This is a genomic window from Pseudarthrobacter cellobiosi, assembly GCF_023913755.1.
Lineage (GTDB): Bacteria > Actinomycetota > Actinomycetes > Actinomycetales > Micrococcaceae > Arthrobacter > Arthrobacter cellobiosi.
The window spans coordinates 1-17,828 of the sequence record NZ_JAMXBJ010000020.1; the positions used below are offsets into that span (position 1 = coordinate 1).

General features: G+C 64.3%; 13 protein-coding genes. 4 read left to right on the plus strand and 9 right to left on the minus strand.

All coding sequences use genetic code 11. The features are described 5' to 3' along the window. Positions 1-59: 59 nt before the first annotated feature. From NG696_RS21160 to NG696_RS00830, 4 genes are all read right to left on the minus strand, one after another. Positions 60-164, minus strand: coding sequence for a hypothetical protein (locus NG696_RS21160; protein WP_445260424.1), 105 nt, complete (start codon positions 162-164; stop codon positions 60-62). A 46-nt stretch (positions 165-210) separates the two neighbouring features. Beyond that, complete coding sequence (locus NG696_RS00820; RefSeq protein ID WP_252573548.1) at positions 211-1,653, minus strand: hypothetical protein; 1,443 nt, start codon at positions 1,651-1,653, stop codon at positions 211-213. 642 nt (positions 1,654-2,295) lie between these two features. Beyond that, a complete protein-coding gene (locus NG696_RS00825) occupies positions 2,296-3,324 on the minus strand; it encodes a nucleoside hydrolase (RefSeq protein WP_252573549.1) in 1,029 nt (342 codons plus the stop codon). Positions 3,325-3,352: 28 nt separating this feature from the next. Beyond that, entirely contained in the window at positions 3,353-4,771 is a 1,419-nt protein-coding gene (locus NG696_RS00830; protein ID WP_252573550.1) for an MFS transporter, read from the minus strand. Between the two features lie 142 nt (positions 4,772-4,913). On the opposite strand from NG696_RS00830, the gene NG696_RS00835 reads away from it, so the two are divergent. Together NG696_RS00835 and NG696_RS00840 are read left to right on the plus strand one after the other, a co-directional pair. Further along, entirely contained in the window at positions 4,914-5,780 is an 867-nt protein-coding gene (locus NG696_RS00835) for a ribokinase (protein WP_252573551.1), read from the plus strand. Next, positions 5,777-6,271 carry a GNAT family N-acetyltransferase gene (locus NG696_RS00840; RefSeq protein WP_252573552.1) on the plus strand — a complete coding sequence of 165 codons (495 nt, stop codon included), beginning with the start codon at positions 5,777-5,779 and terminating at the stop codon, positions 6,269-6,271. Before NG696_RS00835 ends, NG696_RS00840 begins: the two co-directional genes overlap by 4 nt. 291 nt (positions 6,272-6,562) lie before the next feature. Here NG696_RS00840 and NG696_RS00845 read toward each other — a convergent pair whose 3' ends face one another. From NG696_RS00845 to NG696_RS00860, 3 genes are all read right to left on the minus strand, one after another. Further along, on the minus strand, positions 6,563-7,567 hold the full coding sequence (locus tag NG696_RS00845; protein ID WP_252573553.1) for an HNH endonuclease family protein: 1,005 nt from the start codon (positions 7,565-7,567) through the stop codon (positions 6,563-6,565). A gap of 530 nt (positions 7,568-8,097) precedes the next feature. Further along, complete coding sequence (locus NG696_RS00850) at positions 8,098-8,991, minus strand: glycoside hydrolase family 25 domain-containing protein (RefSeq protein WP_252573554.1); 894 nt, start codon at positions 8,989-8,991, stop codon at positions 8,098-8,100. A 513-nt stretch (positions 8,992-9,504) separates the two neighbouring features. After that, complete coding sequence (locus tag NG696_RS00860) at positions 9,505-10,881, minus strand: FAD-binding oxidoreductase (RefSeq protein WP_252573555.1); 1,377 nt, start codon at positions 10,879-10,881, stop codon at positions 9,505-9,507. Between the two features lie 434 nt (positions 10,882-11,315). Between NG696_RS00860 and NG696_RS00865 the strand changes: the two genes are divergently transcribed. Then, on the plus strand, positions 11,316-11,711 hold the full coding sequence (locus NG696_RS00865) for a hypothetical protein (protein WP_252573556.1): 396 nt from the start codon (positions 11,316-11,318) through the stop codon (positions 11,709-11,711). A gap of 752 nt (positions 11,712-12,463) precedes the next feature. On the opposite strand, the gene NG696_RS00870 is transcribed toward NG696_RS00865, so the two are convergent. Then, entirely contained in the window at positions 12,464-14,254 is a 1,791-nt protein-coding gene (locus NG696_RS00870) for an NAD(P)/FAD-dependent oxidoreductase (RefSeq protein ID WP_252573557.1), read from the minus strand. A gap of 178 nt (positions 14,255-14,432) precedes the next feature. Here NG696_RS00870 and NG696_RS00875 point away from each other — a divergent pair, with 178 nt between their 5' ends. Further along, complete coding sequence (locus NG696_RS00875) at positions 14,433-15,728, plus strand: GAF domain-containing protein (RefSeq protein WP_252573558.1); 1,296 nt, start codon at positions 14,433-14,435, stop codon at positions 15,726-15,728. 126 nt (positions 15,729-15,854) lie between these two features. Here NG696_RS00875 and NG696_RS00880 read toward each other — a convergent pair whose 3' ends face one another. After that, positions 15,855-17,135 (minus strand): HEPN-associated N-terminal domain-containing protein, encoded by a 1,281-nt coding sequence (locus NG696_RS00880; protein ID WP_252573559.1) that lies wholly within the window; start codon positions 17,133-17,135, stop codon positions 15,855-15,857. Positions 17,136-17,828 lie beyond the last annotated feature (693 nt).

The window sequence follows — 17,828 nt, forward strand, 5'->3', positions numbered from 1 at the left end:
GGCAGCGAGGCCCGGCACCCCAGCACGCCCTTCGCCCGCACAACGAGCCGAAACCGAATTCAGCTCATCCGCCCAGGCGGATCGGTGGATCGAGGTTTAACGCTCCGCCCTAGACGGTCCAGCTTCCGTACGACGAGGGTGTCACCGATCCGTAGTTGGTCCATGGCCTGGGCGAGGCCGGGGCGCGTGGCTTGTTCCGCTGATGGTGTCCTAACCGGTCCTGGGTGCCAGGAGGATCTGCACGGCCTCGATCCGTTTGCCCATACCTGTCGTGCCCGCCGTTCCGCCGTCGGCGACCCATGACTGCCAGCCCAAATCTTGCACGTGGGCGCGGTAGTGGATCCCGTAATGGTTCGCCATCTCACCGGTCAGCCTGATTTCAAACGCTTCCAAACGTAGCCCTTGCCCGGTCGTGCCGATGGGATTGGCCGAGGATGTCCACGGCTGCCAGCCGATCGACTCCACATGCCCCCGCCACTCGATGTCCCCGGTATAAGCCGTGCTGGACACGTTGAGGCGCAACGCCTCGACCCGAAGGGCCCGACCCGTGGTCCCGGCGACGGTCCCATCCGAAACGCTCGCCATCCAGCCGAGGTTCTGAACGTGGGCGGCGTACACGGCAGTGAATGCCGGGGCGACCTTCGGAACCAACTCGATCGTAACGGCCTCCAACCGCAGACCTTGCCCGACGGTGCCGGCCGTGGCTCCGTCGATCCCGTACGGCTGCCAGCCGACGTTCTGCACGTGGGCTCGATACCTGATGCTGTACTGCGAGGCCAGATCCCCCGTCAACCGCAGCTCGAACGCCTCCAGGCGCAGACCGCGCCCGGTCGTTCCGATCGGGGACGCCGACGTCGTCCATGGTTGCCAGCCGATGTTCTGCACATGCCCCCTCCACAGACTGTCGCCCGACAGGCGGTCTCCTGCCACCGACAGGCGCAACGCCTCCATCTGCAGTGACCGGCCGGTCGTTCCTGCGGTGGCGCCGTCCGAGACGCTCGACTGCCAGCCGATCGTCGCGACGTGGGCCTGGTAGACCCCGATGCACGTCATGTCGTAGTCGTAGGTGCCGTCGGTCCATTGCGCGATGTGGACGGTGCCACCGGAGAAGCTGCGATTCACACAGAGGTCGGATGCTTCACTGGCGAAGTCGAGACGCCCTGCCGGTGACCAGACGGGAACGTCGGGAAGCTGCCACGATCCGGTGATGGCCTCCCAACCGCTCAAATAGGAGTAAATCCCGTGCGGGTACCCAGCGTCCGCCAGTGCGGCCAGGAGCCCGGAGATGACGTACCGGTTCTCCTGCCGCTGGGCTGATGTCGAGCTGGGCCAGGGCTGTTGCGGACGGGGCTCGACGTCGACCCAGATTCTCTCCGGTCGCCATCCCACCTCATCGAGAGACGCGAGAGCCGCGCGACCCTCGGCGTACCCGACGTTGCGCAGCCGGTCCGGCCTGGTGCTCGCGGACCAGGGGCCGTCGTCGCCGTAGGTGTCGTATTGCGCGGTGGTGGGGAACGTAGCCATGGCGTAGGCCTGAGCCCGGACGCCACGGTCGAGCACCCACTGGAACTGCCCGTCCAGGCAGGGGTTCTCGGTGAACGCGAGTCCGTTCGTCAGCCCCACGACCACGAACTCCGTGTCTTCCGGCGGCATCGGAAGACCGCCCGGACACTGTGGCCACGAAACGTCATGTCCGTAGTCGACTGCTCTTGCGGGTGCAGCGAACAGCACGCCGAGTGCGAGCACAAGTAAAACCGCCAGGAGCCGGGGCGTGGATGCCCGGGAGCGGCGGCCAGGTCGAAGAGCACCAAGGCCGGCCATGATGGCCCCCTATTCGAAGGATGCCCAAATTATCCCACTCGGCCACCTTCGCCGCTAGCTAGGGGGAGCAGCAGGCTCTATCCTCGATTCACCGATTCACCGGGGCGGCTCCGCCTCTCCGGCCCACTTCCAGGGCCGCCGCTGAATACCCGTTGAGAGAGAAGACCACGGGTATCTTGCCTTCGATGGAGGCAACCCCGACGATCTGGCGGACGATTCCAGGGGAGACTGCTTCGGCATGATGCTTTACTTCTCCGACGAAATGCTCGCTGTCCACGCCAACCCCACGTCCCGCGTCGCCTGAGAAACTTTGCATCCTGTGGCGCCAAGGTACTCCATCCAAGCCTTCGCAAGGTACTCTGCCTGGCGGGGAGAGCACGCGGCCATCGGCTCAGGCCTAGAAGCGCATCTGTGGCGGCGACTTGGAGCCGGAGGACAATCGGGCCGTATATGGGCCGCCATCGTCGTTCGCCTTCAAGGAGTGCAGACGACTTCTGACATTCCGTGCAGATGACTCCTGAAAATGACAGCCGCCGTCGTACTTTCAGCAAACGAAAGCAGCGTCTCCACCAGGTGCGGGGCGAAGTCCCCTTCAAGCGAGAGGACCACGCGGCACCGGGCGCCGGGCTGCTCCGGGTAGCCCAGGTACGAGCCGCGCAGGTCGCAGACGGTCTGCCCGCGGCCGGGTCCGTCGGTGGTGTCGACGGCGGCATGCACCACCGGGGCCACCGCAGCTTTGACGCCGCCCACCGCGAGCGCCGCCGCCAGCGGGTCGTGCATGGCGGAGCAGCGCCGGCCGAAGATGCCCTCGTAGAACCGGAAGTAGTAGCCCAGCATCTCCCCCAGCGCCCGCGGCACCGGACCGGCGGCAGCGAGCAGTTCCTGCCGGTGGCTCTCCTCCAGCACGTTGGCCATGGTCACATCCAGCGGAACCAGGGTGACGTCCCAGCCGGCGGCCAGGACCTCGGCGGCGGCCTCGGGGTCGTTGTGGATGTTGGCCTCGGCCACCGGCGAGATGTTGCCCGGAGCCAGTGCGGCGCCGCCCATGATGGTGATCTCGTGCACCAGCGAGGGCAGCGCCGGTTCCAGCCGGAGGGCTTCGGCGATGTTGGTCAGCGGGCCGATGGCCAGCACCCGCAGCGTGCCGGGGTGTTCGTGGGCCAGCCGGACCAGCATCTCGGCGGCGGTCTCCGGCGCCAACCCGGCAGACGCCGTCGTCAGAGAAACCCCGCCGATGCCGTTGTCCCCGTGGACCCACGGCGCCCCTCCCCCGAACTGCCCGGCCTGGGGATCGTGGGCCCCGAGCGCCACGGGAATATGCGCGTGGCCGGCGAGCTGGAGCAGGTCCAGGGTGTTGCGGGCGCCGACGGCGGCGCTCACGTTGCCGCTGACGGTCCCGATGCCCACCACGTCGGCGGTGGGGGCGGCGAGCAGGTAAGCCAGGGCGAGGGCGTCGTCGATCCCGGTGTCGCAGTCCAGGTAGAACGGGAAGGTGTCGGTCATGGCGGTGGATCTCTTTCGGTAGAGGGGGTTAGACCGTCTCGCCCTTGGGGGCGGCGACGAAGAGGCTGACGATGAACGCAGCGGCCGTGATGGCCACCGAGATCCAGAGGGCGGTGGTGTACCCGGCGGCAGTGGCCTGGGCGGCGAAGGGCGCCACGAGGACGACGCCGAGGCTCGCCCCGATGCCGAAAGAGGCACCGTTGATGCCGGGCAGGGCAGCCGGGGCTTCCTTGGGTGAGAGCAGCACCGAGAGCCCGTTGATGGCGGTGAGGAAGAAGCCGTTGTAGAAGATGCCCAGGGCAGCGACGGCGATCAGCACCGCGATCTGGTTGTCGGAGAACGTGGCCGCGGCGATGGCGCACGCCAGGCTCAGCCCGGTGCCGGCGCGGAGGGTCTTGATCCAGCCGCGCCGGTCGGCGAGCCAGCCAGCCAGGGGTGCGGCGAAGACGCCGATCAGGGCGGCCGGGGTCAGGAACAGTAGCGCGGAAACTGATGCGGTCAGCCCGAAGCCGGCACCGGCGTCCTGGCTGAGCAGCACTACGGTGAAGTTGATGATGGCGAAGATCCCGGCCAGGGTCAGGACGGTGGTGGCGATGACCGGCCACACCTGACGGGAGCGCAGGTGGTGCACTGCGATCAGCGGGTGGGTGCGGCGTTTCTCGATCATCCAGAAGGCGGCGAAGGACGCGATGGTGGCAGCGAGCAGGGCCAGGGTGCTGGGCGCGGTCCAGCCCGCGGCGGATCCGCCGGAGACGAAGTAGGTGATGAACACCAGGAACAGCGAGAGCGATCCGGCGCCCCACCAGTCCATGGCACCGCGCACTCCGGCAGGCCGTCCGGCCGGGACGATCCTGATGATGCAGGCCGCGGCGATGGCGGTGAGGACCAGCACGACGACGAAGATGGACCGGAAGCCCAGGGTCTCGGCCATGAGCCCGCCCACGTAGCCGTCCACGCCCCCCACTCCCCCGTTGATGGCGGCGATGATGCCCACGGAGGTGCCGAAGACCTTCGCCTGCAGATTCTCGCTGAGCACGATGTAGGCGAGCGCGAACACGGCGCTGGAGACGCCCTGCAGGAACCGGCCGGTGACGAGCAGGGGCAGCGTGGGGGCGGCGATGCAGAGGATGGTGCCGGCGCCCATGATGCCGAGCACCAGGAGCAGGGCGGCGCGGCGGCCGATGAAGTCGCTCCAGCGCCCGATCACGGGCCCCGCGATGGCGCCGGCCAGGAAGAACATGGACTGGACGGGGGCGGCGCTGTCGGCACTGAGGCCAAAGGAGGCGGCGATCTGCGGCAGCGCCGGGGTGACCATGCTGGCGTTGAGCTGGAAGGACAGCACGCCGAGCAGCAGGGTGGAGATCAGCAGGGCGGCGCGGCGGCCGGCGAAGGCGGGCTGTTCCGCGCTGACCGGCGGGGAGGCGGCAACAGACGTTGGGGTGTTCACATCAAACTCCTTTGTTCGAGCTGGATCGTCCGGAATGGCGATTCGAGTTGTTATACAACCATGTATGACGCACAAGTACAACCATGCCGTACACTATTTCCTAATCCGGCCGCTTCCGGCTTCCCCTCGAGAGAGACTCCCCATGAGCAATCGACTTCCTGCCGTCACCGTCGTCGGCAGCATCAACCTGGACCTGATCGCCACCGCCGAAAGGCTTCCCGCCGCCGGCGAAACCATCGGCGGCGCGGAGCTCTCCGAACAGCCCGGCGGCAAGGGCGCCAACCAGGCCGTAGCAGCTGCACGCCTGGGCGGGAGCGCCCGCATGTTCGGCGCCGTGGGCACCGACGCCCAGGGGCAGCGGATGCTGGACGCGCTGGCGAGTGCCGGCGTCGACACCGCTGACGTGGCCGTCCTGCCGGAGGCGACCGGGACGGCACTGATAGTGGTGGACCGCGACGGCGAGAACCAGATAGTCGTCTGCCCGGGCGCCAACTCCAGCCTCTCCCTGGAGGGTATGGAGTTCGGCCCCGATGAGACGGTGCTCTGCCAGCTGGAGGTGGGCCTGCCCGTGGTGCTGGAGGCCGCCAGGCGGTCCGCCGGGTACTTTGTGCTGAACGCCGCACCGGCGATGGACCTGCCGGCCGAGCTGCTGGAACGCTGCGACCTGGTGATCGTCAACGAGAGCGAGTACGCCCTGATCCCCGCCCTCGCCTCGGCCAAGCTGGTGGCCGTGACGTACGGCAAGGACGGCTCCGCGATGTTCGAGCACGGGCGACGGGTGGCAGAGGCTCCCGCTTCGGCCGTGACGGTGGCGAACACGGTGGGCGCCGGCGACGCATTCTGCGCCGCCCTGGTCCTGGCCCTGCGGAGCGGGCTGGACTACAGCCGCGCCCTGGCTGTGGCCAACGCGGTGGGGGCGGACGCCGTGGGCGATCCGTCCTCCCAGCCGGATTTGGCACAGCTGGGCCATTACGTGGAGCGGACCGCCGCGACCGCTGGCGTACGGTGAGCGTCGCACTGAGGCGGGCGGCGCCGTCGGACTTTCCGGACGTCCGCCGGATCACGCGCGAGGCGTACCTCCGCGCCGGCCATTTCACGGCGGACCATCCCTACATGAGCGTCCTGGAGGACGTGGAACACCGGGCAGAGCATGCCGAGGTGTGGGTCGCGGGGGCCGCCGGGCAGGTGGTGGCGGCGGTGACGCTGACCTTCGCCGGCCAGCCGTACAGCGAGATCGCGCTGGAGAACGAGCTCGAGTTCCGGATGCTGGTGGTTGATCCGGCGTGCCAGGGCGGCGGCGTGGGGCGTGCAGTGGTCCGCGAGGTGGTGGACCACGCCCGGCAGCTGCCCGGGATCGGGGCCATCAGCATTACCAGCGCCACATTCATGGAACGCGCCCACCGCCTCTATGAGTCGCTGGGCTTCCGGCGGGCACCGGAGCGGGACTGGTACGTGCCGGGCGAGGACGTGCTGCTGTGGGTGTTCCGGCTGGAGCTGTAACGCTCGACGGCGGCACGCGCTATGGGTGCGCCCGCCACCGCTGCACTGGAATTTCTTTGGGAATCAAACCCATCCGGCATGCGATAACGCCCGAATAGCACGCCGGGGCATGAGTGCATGGATCAGTTCCCGGTCTGGTGACCGCGGACGCAGTACTCGTTTCCTACGTGGCGGCGGAGGGTGGCTGGGCACCGCTACCTCGGCCTGCCAATGACGAACTGGTCTGACGAGGAACGTTTGCGACGCCACAGAGAGCTGGGACGTGGCACGGGACGTTCTGTGTGGAACTCCCTACGACGGTGATGGATGCTGCGGCAGGTCGGGAGTCCTTTGCGACTGCTTGATCAGCTTGCCAGAATGGGTCTTCCGATGCCATGCGAAATAGCCGCGCGATCGCTCGTCATGAGCCCGGCATTTGCGGCCCACGAGGCCCTCGATCCGGTCTCCAACCTGCCCGGGCCCGGGTTTGCCCGCTTCGATGACGCCCGACTCAGCGACGACAACGTAGCCAAGCTCAAACAGCGCATCACAGCCGAAGAGGCACGCGAGCATAGAGACGTTGCGGGTGTCCATGCGCTCCTTCTCAGAGCAGGCCGAGCGGGGCTTGATGTGTGCGGCGACCAGGAGCTCTTCCGGGAAGGAATGTCCGCAGAGCGAGCAGAAACTGCCCCTAAGCTGCAGCTGCTGGTTACGCAGGAAACGCTGTTCTGTACGGACGGCCCCTAGTGTCCACCTGTCGCTCGGACCACCAAAGTATTGGTCGGCCGACACGGCTTCGTGCCGGCCCTCATCAGGGTCATCGGTGATCCCCAGCCCTGCCTGCTGCAACAACTGCAGAGCACCTTCGCTGTCCAAGTTATAGAAGTAGCCCCTGTTCAACGTCCTTATTGCGGTCAGAGGGCCTTGTCCCGGCGGCAAAATGTCGAGGACGTCTTTCCACGGGATGTGGACTTCATATACAGGGTCCGTGAGGACCAGTGTCCCCTCCGTGTCCGCAGGCTCTTTGTATCCGCGGGGCGGTGGAAATCCTGGCGCCGGCAGCGTGGCCACCCGGCTGATGCCGCGGATCGCGGGACGGGAATAATGCAGGACAAGGTCCCCTGGTCGGACGTTGTGCAACCCGTCCCAGGAGGCAACCCGTTGTCCGGAACTGCCTCGCAGCGGTGCCCACAGCGTCCCGTCGGGAAAGGCATCCGGGAAGTTGTCCGACTGGATAGCCCACCAGAAATTCATCCCAGGAAAGACGGATACCTTCATTGGTTTCTCTTGAGAGCTGCTGGTCATGTCCTCATTCATACTGCATAGTTGCCCTCCTTCAGTCGTTGAGACGTCTCATATCCCTAGTGTTTTGAGGCGGAAAGGTTTCGAGACACCAAGGTTGGGGCTCGTCTTGCCATGACCCGTAGAGGTTGCGGCAGGTTCTCGCGGCCGGGGCGCTTTCCCAAGTTCACTGCTGCATGCATTCCGTATTTTCTTGGGAGTTAGCCGGTTATTCCGGATGATGTGCAACGGTGCGTGCCCCGCCCTTATTTGGGGAGGGAACCTGTTTTCGCCCCGGGGCGCGCGCCGATAAAGGCGGGACCGGATCCTGGTCTCAGCACGTCTTGAGCCGGTCCCGCTGACCAGGGAAACAGAAGTGTGTCCTGGAAGTCTTCCGGGCTCTCTACTGATCTGCGGCTGGAAAGTCCTGACGAGCTAGGGCCGTGAGCGCAGCGCGGCCTGAAGATTCTCTTGCGAAGGCAGCCCCCCCCCCAACTCGGCGGGGCCTGTGTAGACCATGCACGTCAGTGCCGGCGATGCCGAAGATGAGCGCCGCGTTGCGCTGCCTATTTCGAGGGGCAGACGTAGTCGTAGTCGAGTCCGGCTGACACGTACTGGGTCACTGTTACCGTGCTGCCAGGGGTGAGCCCAGGAAGAGAACAATTCGACTTCGCTCCCCGCAGCGTTCTGGCACCTGCAAGCCAGCTTGGCAGACCTGTCAAGGGGCTGCTTGATGGCACGGTCCCGGCGATGGTTCCCCACTGATTGCTTGTCGAGTAAATCCCGACACCGGCAGGCTTAAGGTCGGCGGTCTTACGGTTGGTAGTGATGGTCGTGAAGTAGTCGACCATCCCTTCGAAGGTTGCCCGGTTCAGGGCTGTGCTGTTAGGCTCTCCGGTCTGCCAGCTGTTGCCCGTCTCCACATCCAGCCACCAGAAATAGCTGCCGGGGTCTGTCACGCCTCGGATAGTGGCGTCCTCATAAGCCCTCACGTAGCCGTACACGTATGAGCAGGCGAGGTCGACCGGGCCTCTTGTTGCGCCTTCGAATTCGGGCACGCATTCACCGTAGCGGTCTGGGGGGACCGCCACGTCTTTGTAGACGTTGGACGATGGCCACCAGGAGCCCTCATGTCCTGGGTTGGCAGTGTTCACGTATAAAGAAACTTGGGGCTGGGCAGGGTGGTTCCCGGTCCCGGTGGTCTTTGTCTTAGCCCATTCGATTTGAGCAGCGAAGCAAGGGTTGTTGTTATTGGCCAGTCCACCGTTCACGCCCACGATCGCGAATGCCTGCCCGAGGGGAAGGGTATTCATCTTGTCGCACTGGGGCCAGGAGATGTCGATGCCAACCAGGTCCTTACTCTGGGACGGCGGAGCCGCTGCCACCGGAGCTATTCCTGCGGCGAATAGCCCAATAAGGACCAGGAACGCGCCCGCCATTCTCATCCCGAAACCGGTCATGTCCAAGGCTCCCGTCACCCATGTGTCTGTACGTCGAGGTGGTAAAACTTTACGCTCGGGCGCCAAGGGGAGATAGTGCAAGGCCCCCTATTACGGCCCCGAATAGAAGTGAGTCGTGGGACTTGTTCCTTGTCTCGTAACCCTTGTGATTTGAGACGTCTCACTGATTGAACAACCGTGACGGCCCTCGCTTTCTTTTTTCATGGATGGTGTCAGTTTCCGAAGGCGTCTGCACCGAATGTCAGAAGTCGACTGCACCGCCGTGGGTGTTGGGGATCGGGGTCCTTTGGTGCGTGGTGAGTGCTTTTCCAACAGCAGCGCTTGTTACGCACTCAACTAGGGCGTGTCTCCTAAAGCAGTCAGGCGGATGCTGACCGCTCGGCGGATGGCTCCGCCGCGGTATGTGAGTGCGAGTTTGTCGTAGCGGGTGGCCAGGCCTCGCCATTGCTTGAAGATATTGAAGTTCCGCCCGACGACGTTCCAAGGTCGAGTTAGTGAAGACTCTTCCCCGTTTCAGGCCACCGGTTTGATGTTCTGGTTGATATGGAACAAGTTGCCGGGATCGTACTTCGCCTTGATCTGGGCCAACCGGGCGTAGTTGCCTGCGTAGTTGTCCTCGATGCGGGGCTGGTCGTCAGCATCAAGGAAATTGACATAACCCGCTCCGGCCCCATAAGGATGCAGGGCCTGGTAGTAGTCTCTGACCCACTTCGTGTTGGCGTCGTTGTCCGCCGGTGACTCCCACATTCCGGCGATGGCTACAGAGAAGTTGGCGTCCCGGTAAGGAAAGGCTGTTTCATCCTGTCCTACGCGTTGGGCCGCGCCATTAATGGGATAGAAATGATTGGCCGTTTGGGGGCTGGGCACGCCGGCTCCGAATTTCTGGGCAACGCCGATCACATCGTCGCTTAGCTCTGGAAGGAACTCCGCCTTCCAATATGCTTGGAGGCCCTTAGGGAGAAGGGGGTCGAACAGAGTGTTGAGCATCGGGTAAGGGAGGGGCCCGACGAATGACCCAGCAACTGGGGCGACATCCAGGAATTGCTGCCACTGCCGCTCGCCTTCATCGTGGGGACCGGTCCAGCCACCCACCACAACCACCACGGGCTTGCCGTGGTGCTCCTCTGGCAGGAAGGGGACCGGCGGGCCCTGGTGGAATCCGAGGAAGATTCCCATGTCTTCCGGAGCCGTGGCAATGTAGTCTCGGTACAGCTGCGCAACAGCCCCAGCATGCTCGAGCAGATAGATGACCACGCCGCCGTACACCACGTCGACGGGATGCAGGTCGAATTCCAGGGAAGTGACGACGCCGAAGTTTCCTGTGCCGCCACGTAACGCCCAGAAGAGATCGTCATTCTCGGTTGCGCTGGCTGTGAGGAACTTCCCCTCTGCGGTAACCACATCCGCGGATTTGAGGTTGTCGCAGGACAGGCCATACTTACGGGCGAGGTATCCGATGCCGCCGCCGAGTGTCAGGCCAGCAACACCCGTGGATCCGATAATGCCGCCGGTTGTTGCGAGCCCGAAGGCGTTTGTTGCGTGGTTGAAGTCGGCCCAGGTGGTGCCGGCTTCAGCCCGGGCCGTTGCGGCAGTAGGATCTACCCGGACGCCCCTGCGGTCGGCAAAGTCGAGCACGAGGCCCCCGTCGCAGGTCCCGAATCCGGGCGCACTGTGCCCACCACCTCTAAGCGCCAGGTCCAGGCCCTCGTCGCGGGCAAAGTTGACTCCCGCGATGACGTCCGCGACTTGCGAAACACGCAATATGGCTGCGGGATGTTTGTCAATCATGCCGTTATAGACGGTCCGTGAGGCGTCGTAGAGAGGGTGGTCGGAAGTGATGACCTGGCCGCGTACTTTTTCCTGCAGGGCCTGAAATGCGTTGTTGTCCATGGTGACTCCCATTCGCCCTGAGCATGCCTGCACGATCAGGGATTTGGCACAACCACCCTTCCGGCTGTGCGGGACATTCATGATGCAGCCGCTGCGGGCCGGAGGAGAGTCCGGGAGCAGGCCGACAGGCCTGCTGCAGCGGCGGAGACCGGATGCACCTATGCTGCGTGAGTCTTGGCACGCGGCTATCGGCGTGATTCTCGAGCATGCGACTGCCGGCGAGCCCGGTAGGCGAAGCTGGCGAGCACCCCCTTCGGATCGACGACTAACCGTAACGTACGCCTGCCCGTTTCCGAGGTCAAGAAGCGGCAGAAACTAGTAGGCTGAACGATCGCCTGTTGATCCCGCGGCTTTGCACTGCTCCTGGCATCCGCCATGCCCGAGACCTATCGGGGCACACGTTCTCCGGCTATTCTGTCGCAGAGGGGAATTCCGTGGCGGAGATCGTGCTTGCAGGTGGAAAAGGGACGCTGAGCTTATATGTCGGTGGGACCCTTCATCTGATCTGGGTGCCCGGTTCCATTCTTCAGGCCGAAGACGCTGCGGAATCTGTGCTTGCCGTGGAGCTTCTTAGTGCTGGCCGGAAGCTGCCATTGCTGATCGAAATCATCGGCGTCAACCTGACTGTCGAAGCCTGCAACGACTACCGGGACACCCGCTTCGTTTCCTCCGTCGCCATAGTGGGGACAACGAATCTTGACCGGGTCGTTGCCGCTTGGATGCGGCGCGGCCAGCACAATCTCCAGGAGTTTTTCACGTCGCGTCCGGCCGCGGTGGCATGGCTGGAGGGGCTGTCTGCTCCCGACATCGTCCACCAAGTCCCGGCCTGATTCTTCCCGACACCGGCAGGTAGGAGGCTCTGGAGGTCCGGCCACACTGGCGGGGAACTTCCGATGCCGATCTCCTCGCCGTCCGGGGACTTTACGGAGGGGCCCCGCGCCTGCGCATTGGCCGCACCCACAAATGGCCTCGGCACTTCACCATGACACGATTCGGGAATCCGCGGAGTGCCTGCTCAACCTCGCCATCGGCATCAGATAGAACCGCCGATTGAACAGTGAAAAACCGCCAGTCTAAAGTGACAGTCACGGGCTGTTGGACCGGGCCGTTGTTGAATTCCTACAACGTTCAAAGGGCGGTTCATTTCCTAGGAAGTGGAACGCCCAGGGCCGGTCCTTCGAAAAATGGCGCCACGCCACCGAAATCTGTGAATCGCAGAGTTATTTGGCTCGATTTTCGCGGCAATATTTGGCTCACTCGTCTCCCGCAGCTCACTTAGAGGAGGATCGGCTTCCGAACGAAGCTATAGGAGCGCGGCCGTCAGAGACCAGCAAACGCAACCACATCCGCCAGCTCGAAGCCCTCGGCTACACCGTCACTCTCGCACCCGCAGCCTGACCCCTACCCGTCTTCATACCAACACCAACACCCGCCAGACCACGACGGGGTGCACCAGTGCGCACCGACCGCGGTCACGTCCCCTCCATTTTCGGACTAGTGAGAGAGCGTCGGAGGGGTCGACGGCGGCCTGCCGTGGTTGGGCTCAGCGGTGTCTGCTGAGCCCAACCACCGGCCACCGCAATCAGCGCGTGTGGTGGGTGGGCTGCAGTTCGTACACCGGCGTTTCCAGCCCTTCCATCCGGGCTTTGAGCTGCAGGGCCAGGTACGAGGAGTAGTGCCGGCTCTGGTGCAGGTTGCCGCCGTGGATCCAGAGGTTGGGCACGTTGGTGGGCTTCCACATGTTGCGCAGCTCCCCTTCCCAGGGGCCCGGGTCCTTCGGGGTGTCCGAGCCGTACCCCCAACATTTTCCTACTTTGTCCGCGATTTCGGGAGAGACCAGGTCCGCCAGCCACCCGTTCATGGAACCGTAGCCGGTGGCGTACACAATCAGGTCAGCCTCCAGCTCGGTGCCATCACCAAGGACCACGGCGTTGCCGGTGATCTTCGAAACTTCCCCCGAGCGAAGCTGCACCCGGCCGTCGATGATGAGCTGTGAGGCGCCGACGTCGATGTAGTAGCCGGAGCCGCGCCGCAGGTACTTCACGAACAGCCCGGACCCGTCCACGCCGAAGTCCAGAACGAACCCCGCGGCCTCAAGCTGCGAGTAGAACTCAGCGTCCCGGGCAGCCATCGCCTGGTACACCGGAACCTGCGCCTCGGGCAGAACCCGCAGCGGCAGCGACGCGAACAGCAGGTCGGCCTTCTCCGTGGTCACCCCGGCTGCCAAAGCCTTCTCGGAGTACAGGTCGCCCAGCGCCAGGTCCATCAGCGACTCGCTCCGGGCGATGTGAGTGGAGGACCGCTGCACCATCGTGACCTCGGCGCCGTGCTCCCACAGGTCCGCGCAGATATCGTGCGCGGAGTTGTTGGAGCCGATCACCACGGCCTTCTTTCCGGTCCAGTCTCCGCCGCCCGGGTGCTGCGAGGAATGGCGCTGCTCCCCCAGGAAGGACCCCGCGCCGTCGAACGCGGGGATGTTGGGGTACCCGGAGACACCTAACGCGAACACCAGCTGCTTGGGGCGCAGGGTCACAGGCACCCCATCACGAACGACGTTGACCACCCATTCCTGGGTGCCGTCGTCGAACTCGGCGCCCAGGCACTCGGTGCCGCCCCAGTAGTTCAGCTCCATGATCCGGGTGTAGTGCTCCAGCCAGTCGCCGATCTTATCCTTGGCGGCGAAGACCGGCCAGTCGTCGGGGAACTTCAGGTAGGGCATGTGGTCGTACCAGACGGGGTCGTGCAGGTGCAGTGACTTGTAGCGGTTCCGCCAGGAGTCGCCCGGCTTCTGGTTCTTCTCGATGACGAGGGTGGGGACGCCGAGGCGCCGGAGCCGGGCCGCGAGGCCGATGCCGCCCTGCCCTCCGCCGATGATGACCGTGTACGGCTGCTCCTCGTAGCCGAGCCGCGCCTCGCGCTCCTCCTTGAGTTCCAGCCAGGAGCGGCGGCCCTTGAAGATCTCGTGCGCCACGCTCTTCTCGCGGCGGGTCCCTTTCTTCTCCTCGAAGCCCTTCAGCTCCTGCATGGTGGTGAGCAGCGTCCAGCATTTGCCGTTCCGTAGCCGGAGGTGGCCGTAGCCGCGGGCGGCGGCGGTTTCGAATGTGATCCAGGCTTCTGCGGTGCCGGCATCGCCCGTGGCGTCCTCGGCCAACGTCCAGTTGGCGGGCTGCACGGGGTCCAGCGTGGCCTCGAGCATCTGCCGGATGTCCGCCTTGCCTTCCAGCGTCTTCAGGTTCCAGGTGAACGCCACGAAGTCGCGCCAGTAGCTGTCGTCCTCGAAGAGCTCCAGCGCGGCGTCCACGTCGCGCCGCTGCAGGGCGGTATCCAGTTCCGTCAGCCAGGCCTGCGCGGCTGCGGTGGGTGTTTCGGTCATTGCCACTCCTTTGTGTTGGTCCGTGTCTCTGGTGGTCCCGGCGGCCCCGTCCCGCCGGAATCGCCTGGGCTATGCTGGGACGGGCGTGAGCTGCATCACTATTGGAACGCAGTGGGGGTAACAGCCGCGTTACACGGTCACTGCCGGCAAGGACGCCGCCGGTGAGGAGGACACTGTTTTGGACTACGGCCTGAGGTTTTCGGACCCGGCGAAGTACTCGCGCGCCCTGCGCCGCACCCACGAACTGGTCATCTCCGGCGTCCCGCGCCCGGAGATCCCCACCGGCCTGGCGGATTCGTGGCGCCGCTCCATGGCCCTGGGCATCAGCCCGGACCAGCACAGCCCGCGGCACCTGCATGACGTCTCCGATGTCCTGGCGCTGCGGCAGGAGCACCGGCTGCAGCAGGTCATGCCGGCGCTGAACGACCTGCTGGCCGACGATTCCAGTTCCGGCCGGCACCTGCTGGTGCTGACCGACGCCCGGGGCGAGATCCTGTGGCGGGTGGGCAGCCCGGACGTGCTGCGGCGCGCGGACCGGCTCGAGTTCTCCGAAGGGGCCGACTGGTCCGAGGCCGGAATCGGAACCAACGCAATCAGCGAGGCGCTGGTCACCGGCCGGCCCGTGCAGCTGTTCTCCGCCGAGCACCTGGTCCGCACCCACCATGAGTGGGCCTGCACGGCGGCGCCCATCACGGACCCGGCCACGGGCAGGCTGCTGGGCGTGCTCGACGTCTCCGGACCGCTGGACACCATCAGCGCGGACACCCTGCGAATGGTGCGGTGCGCCATCCGGGTTGCGGAGGCTCTTCTGGGAACGCCCGACGGCGGGACCTCCTTGGCTGCCTCGCCGGTCCGGAGTGCCTCCCGGCAGGCCGCCCGCCGGCCGGTTGCGGCTGTTGAGTCGCTGGAACTGCTCGGGGACAAGCCTGCCGCGGTGTTCCGGGACGGGAGCCGGGTGCCGCTGACCCTGCGCCGGGCAGAGATCCTGGCGCTGCTGGATTCACGCGCCCAAGGCTGGAGCGCCGAGGAACTGGCCTACGAGCTGTATGGCGATGCCGGCACGCCGCAGGCTATCCGCACCGAGATGTTCCGGGTCCGCTCGATGCTGGGCGATGCGGTGGAGTCGAACCCGTACCGGTTCGTCGCAGGCCTGACCGGTCGGTCAGATTCGGGGTGGGTGCTGCGGCTGCTGCACCAGGGCCGTGTCGCGGAGGCGCTGGAGGCGTACAAGGCTCCCCTGCTCAGCCGCTCGGGCGCCCTGTCCGTGCAACTGCTGCGGGACCAGCTGGACCTGGCCCTCGGATCCGCCGTGCGGTCCAGTGGGGACGCGGGACTACTCATCCGCTGGCTGTCGACGGATATGGGCTCCGCGGATTTCGAGGCCGTCGAGGCGCTGGGACGGCTGGTGGGTTGGCGGGATGCGCGTTATCTGTCGTTCCGGGCTTCAGCCGGCGGTGAGACTATCCGTAGATGAGTCTCGGGTGGACCCCGGCGGCTGCAAAAGCAAGTTGTCTTGATGATGCAACAAAGGATTCAAGCCCTGCGGGGCTGGACCTACCTCGTAAAGTGCCGTCGCAAACGACCTCGGTTCTTGAGCCAACTAGATCGGCTCGGAATTGATCTGTCGGATGATCCTATATGTCCGAACATCACTTACATTCAAAGTCAGCACTGGCGGTTCGGGCTCGAACGCACCAAAGTCGAATCCGGGCGCGTCCTCGTTCTTCTCAGCGCCCTCACGCTCTTGATCGTCCTCGGGTCTTTCGTCTTCCACATGTTGTTGCGTAAAGAAAAGGACGAAGGTGTCTTGTCCATCCTGCGCACTGCGGAGCTTTATGCCGTCGATCTTCACAGAAGGGACCCACCGAAAGAACTCCGTTACCACCTGCGTGGGGACATAATCAACATGCTGCCGACCATCTGGCCGGATGGGCGCCGTTACATTGTTGGCGAAGTGCTTGAAGAAACGGAGGACGCCGTTACGGTTCCGCGCTTCTTTGTCGAATATGCTCGGCAGTTTGGGAAGTGCTGTCAGGTCCAACAAAGTCAGAGGTCGCCTGCTGCGAAAAGCTCCAATGCGGGCATACTCACTGGTACCGTGGGCAGCGATCTCCCTAATTGCCGTTTCAGCAGAAGCTGAACCGTAAAACATAGGGATTCCTTCGGGGCTCATCCTGTTTGCTGCCGCTTTGTCCGCAGGCGCCGGTCCAAGCTTCTTTGCAGCGGCCATTTTCTCATTGCCGTGATTTACAAGGCGGCCTCTATAGAAATCCGTGCCTTCGGGAACCTCTATCATCAGCTTCAGTTTTGCATCTTCTACGTATGTTAGAAGGGATCCAAGGAAGTTAGCAGAACGCTCGCCTGGCGTACCGAAGCCTTCAGAAGATTTAGCGACTGAGAACACGAAACGAGACTCAGACTTTACGTCAGATACGAATTGTTCCCACGCCCACTCGGTAGCCTCCAAAGAGCTCGAATGCCGGTTTGCCGTCCAGTCCTCGTGATCCATTGATTCAACGAGAAGATCCATGACCTCGGCTTCAACATCGTCCGCGAACACTCCGGAGCAAGCATCCTCGAGGACGTCATATGACTCGAGGACGTCCGCTCCCATCCAGCCATCTTCCCTGTCCCAGAAGAGGCCAGCCTTATCGGAGGGCTCATATAAGAACTCGATCGCTTCCATGACTTCCGTCATCAGATTATTAAGCGCTACGCCCGGACCGCTGTTGTCACAGATCCTGCATTTGGCATCCTCGGCCTCCTCTGTCAAGGTCTCTCGCAGTGCCGTATCTTCGATGTGCGAAAGGCAGATTGAACCTTCAAGATCCTGAAACCCGCGTGATTCCATCTGTTCCAAGTACCGTTTCGTGAAACTCATGAGCGAATTGTTTCACGGCCCGAGGTGACCAAAGCGAACGAGTCCACGAAGGACATCGCGTCGCATAAGCGTGACAAGTTGTACTCTCGGTTTCATGCGCCTGAGTGCAGCATGTGGAGCCGTCGACTCAGCCGGAGGGTTGGCAGTCCTTCGCAACCACCGTCTGTTGCGTTCCGACGTTGTCATGAAGTTTGAGCCTCGAGCAGGAGAAGTGGTTGCTGGACAGCCTCAACCAGGGAACAGTTCAAGGAAGTTCCCGCGCCGCTCCGCCTTGCCTACCGACTTGTCGGACGCAGCATGTATCGGAAGCAGAGCTTCACTTTCCGGGGCCCGTGGTTTCCGGGACGCTTGAGCGCAAACCCACGGTCTGGTTGCTTGCCCCAGCGGCAGACCCGGCAGCCTTCCGCACGTGCGTATGGCCGTAAGATTGACCCCTGGTGTGGTCATCTCTGCATCCGGGGTCCCTGCCGTACATCGCCTTCTTGCTCGTTGCCCTGATTCTGTCAGCACCGTCTCGATGCTGGCCAACGTCGCACTCTGGCTGAGGGGCCTGAGGCCCCGGATCGCTGGGTGGAAAGACTGTGCGAACGCGCCGCCGAAGGCCGCTGCCGGCCCCAAGCGGAACACTCCCGCGCCCCACCGGCCCGAAGCCCACGCCTCATCCGATATCTCGACCGAATCAAAGCCGTCGCA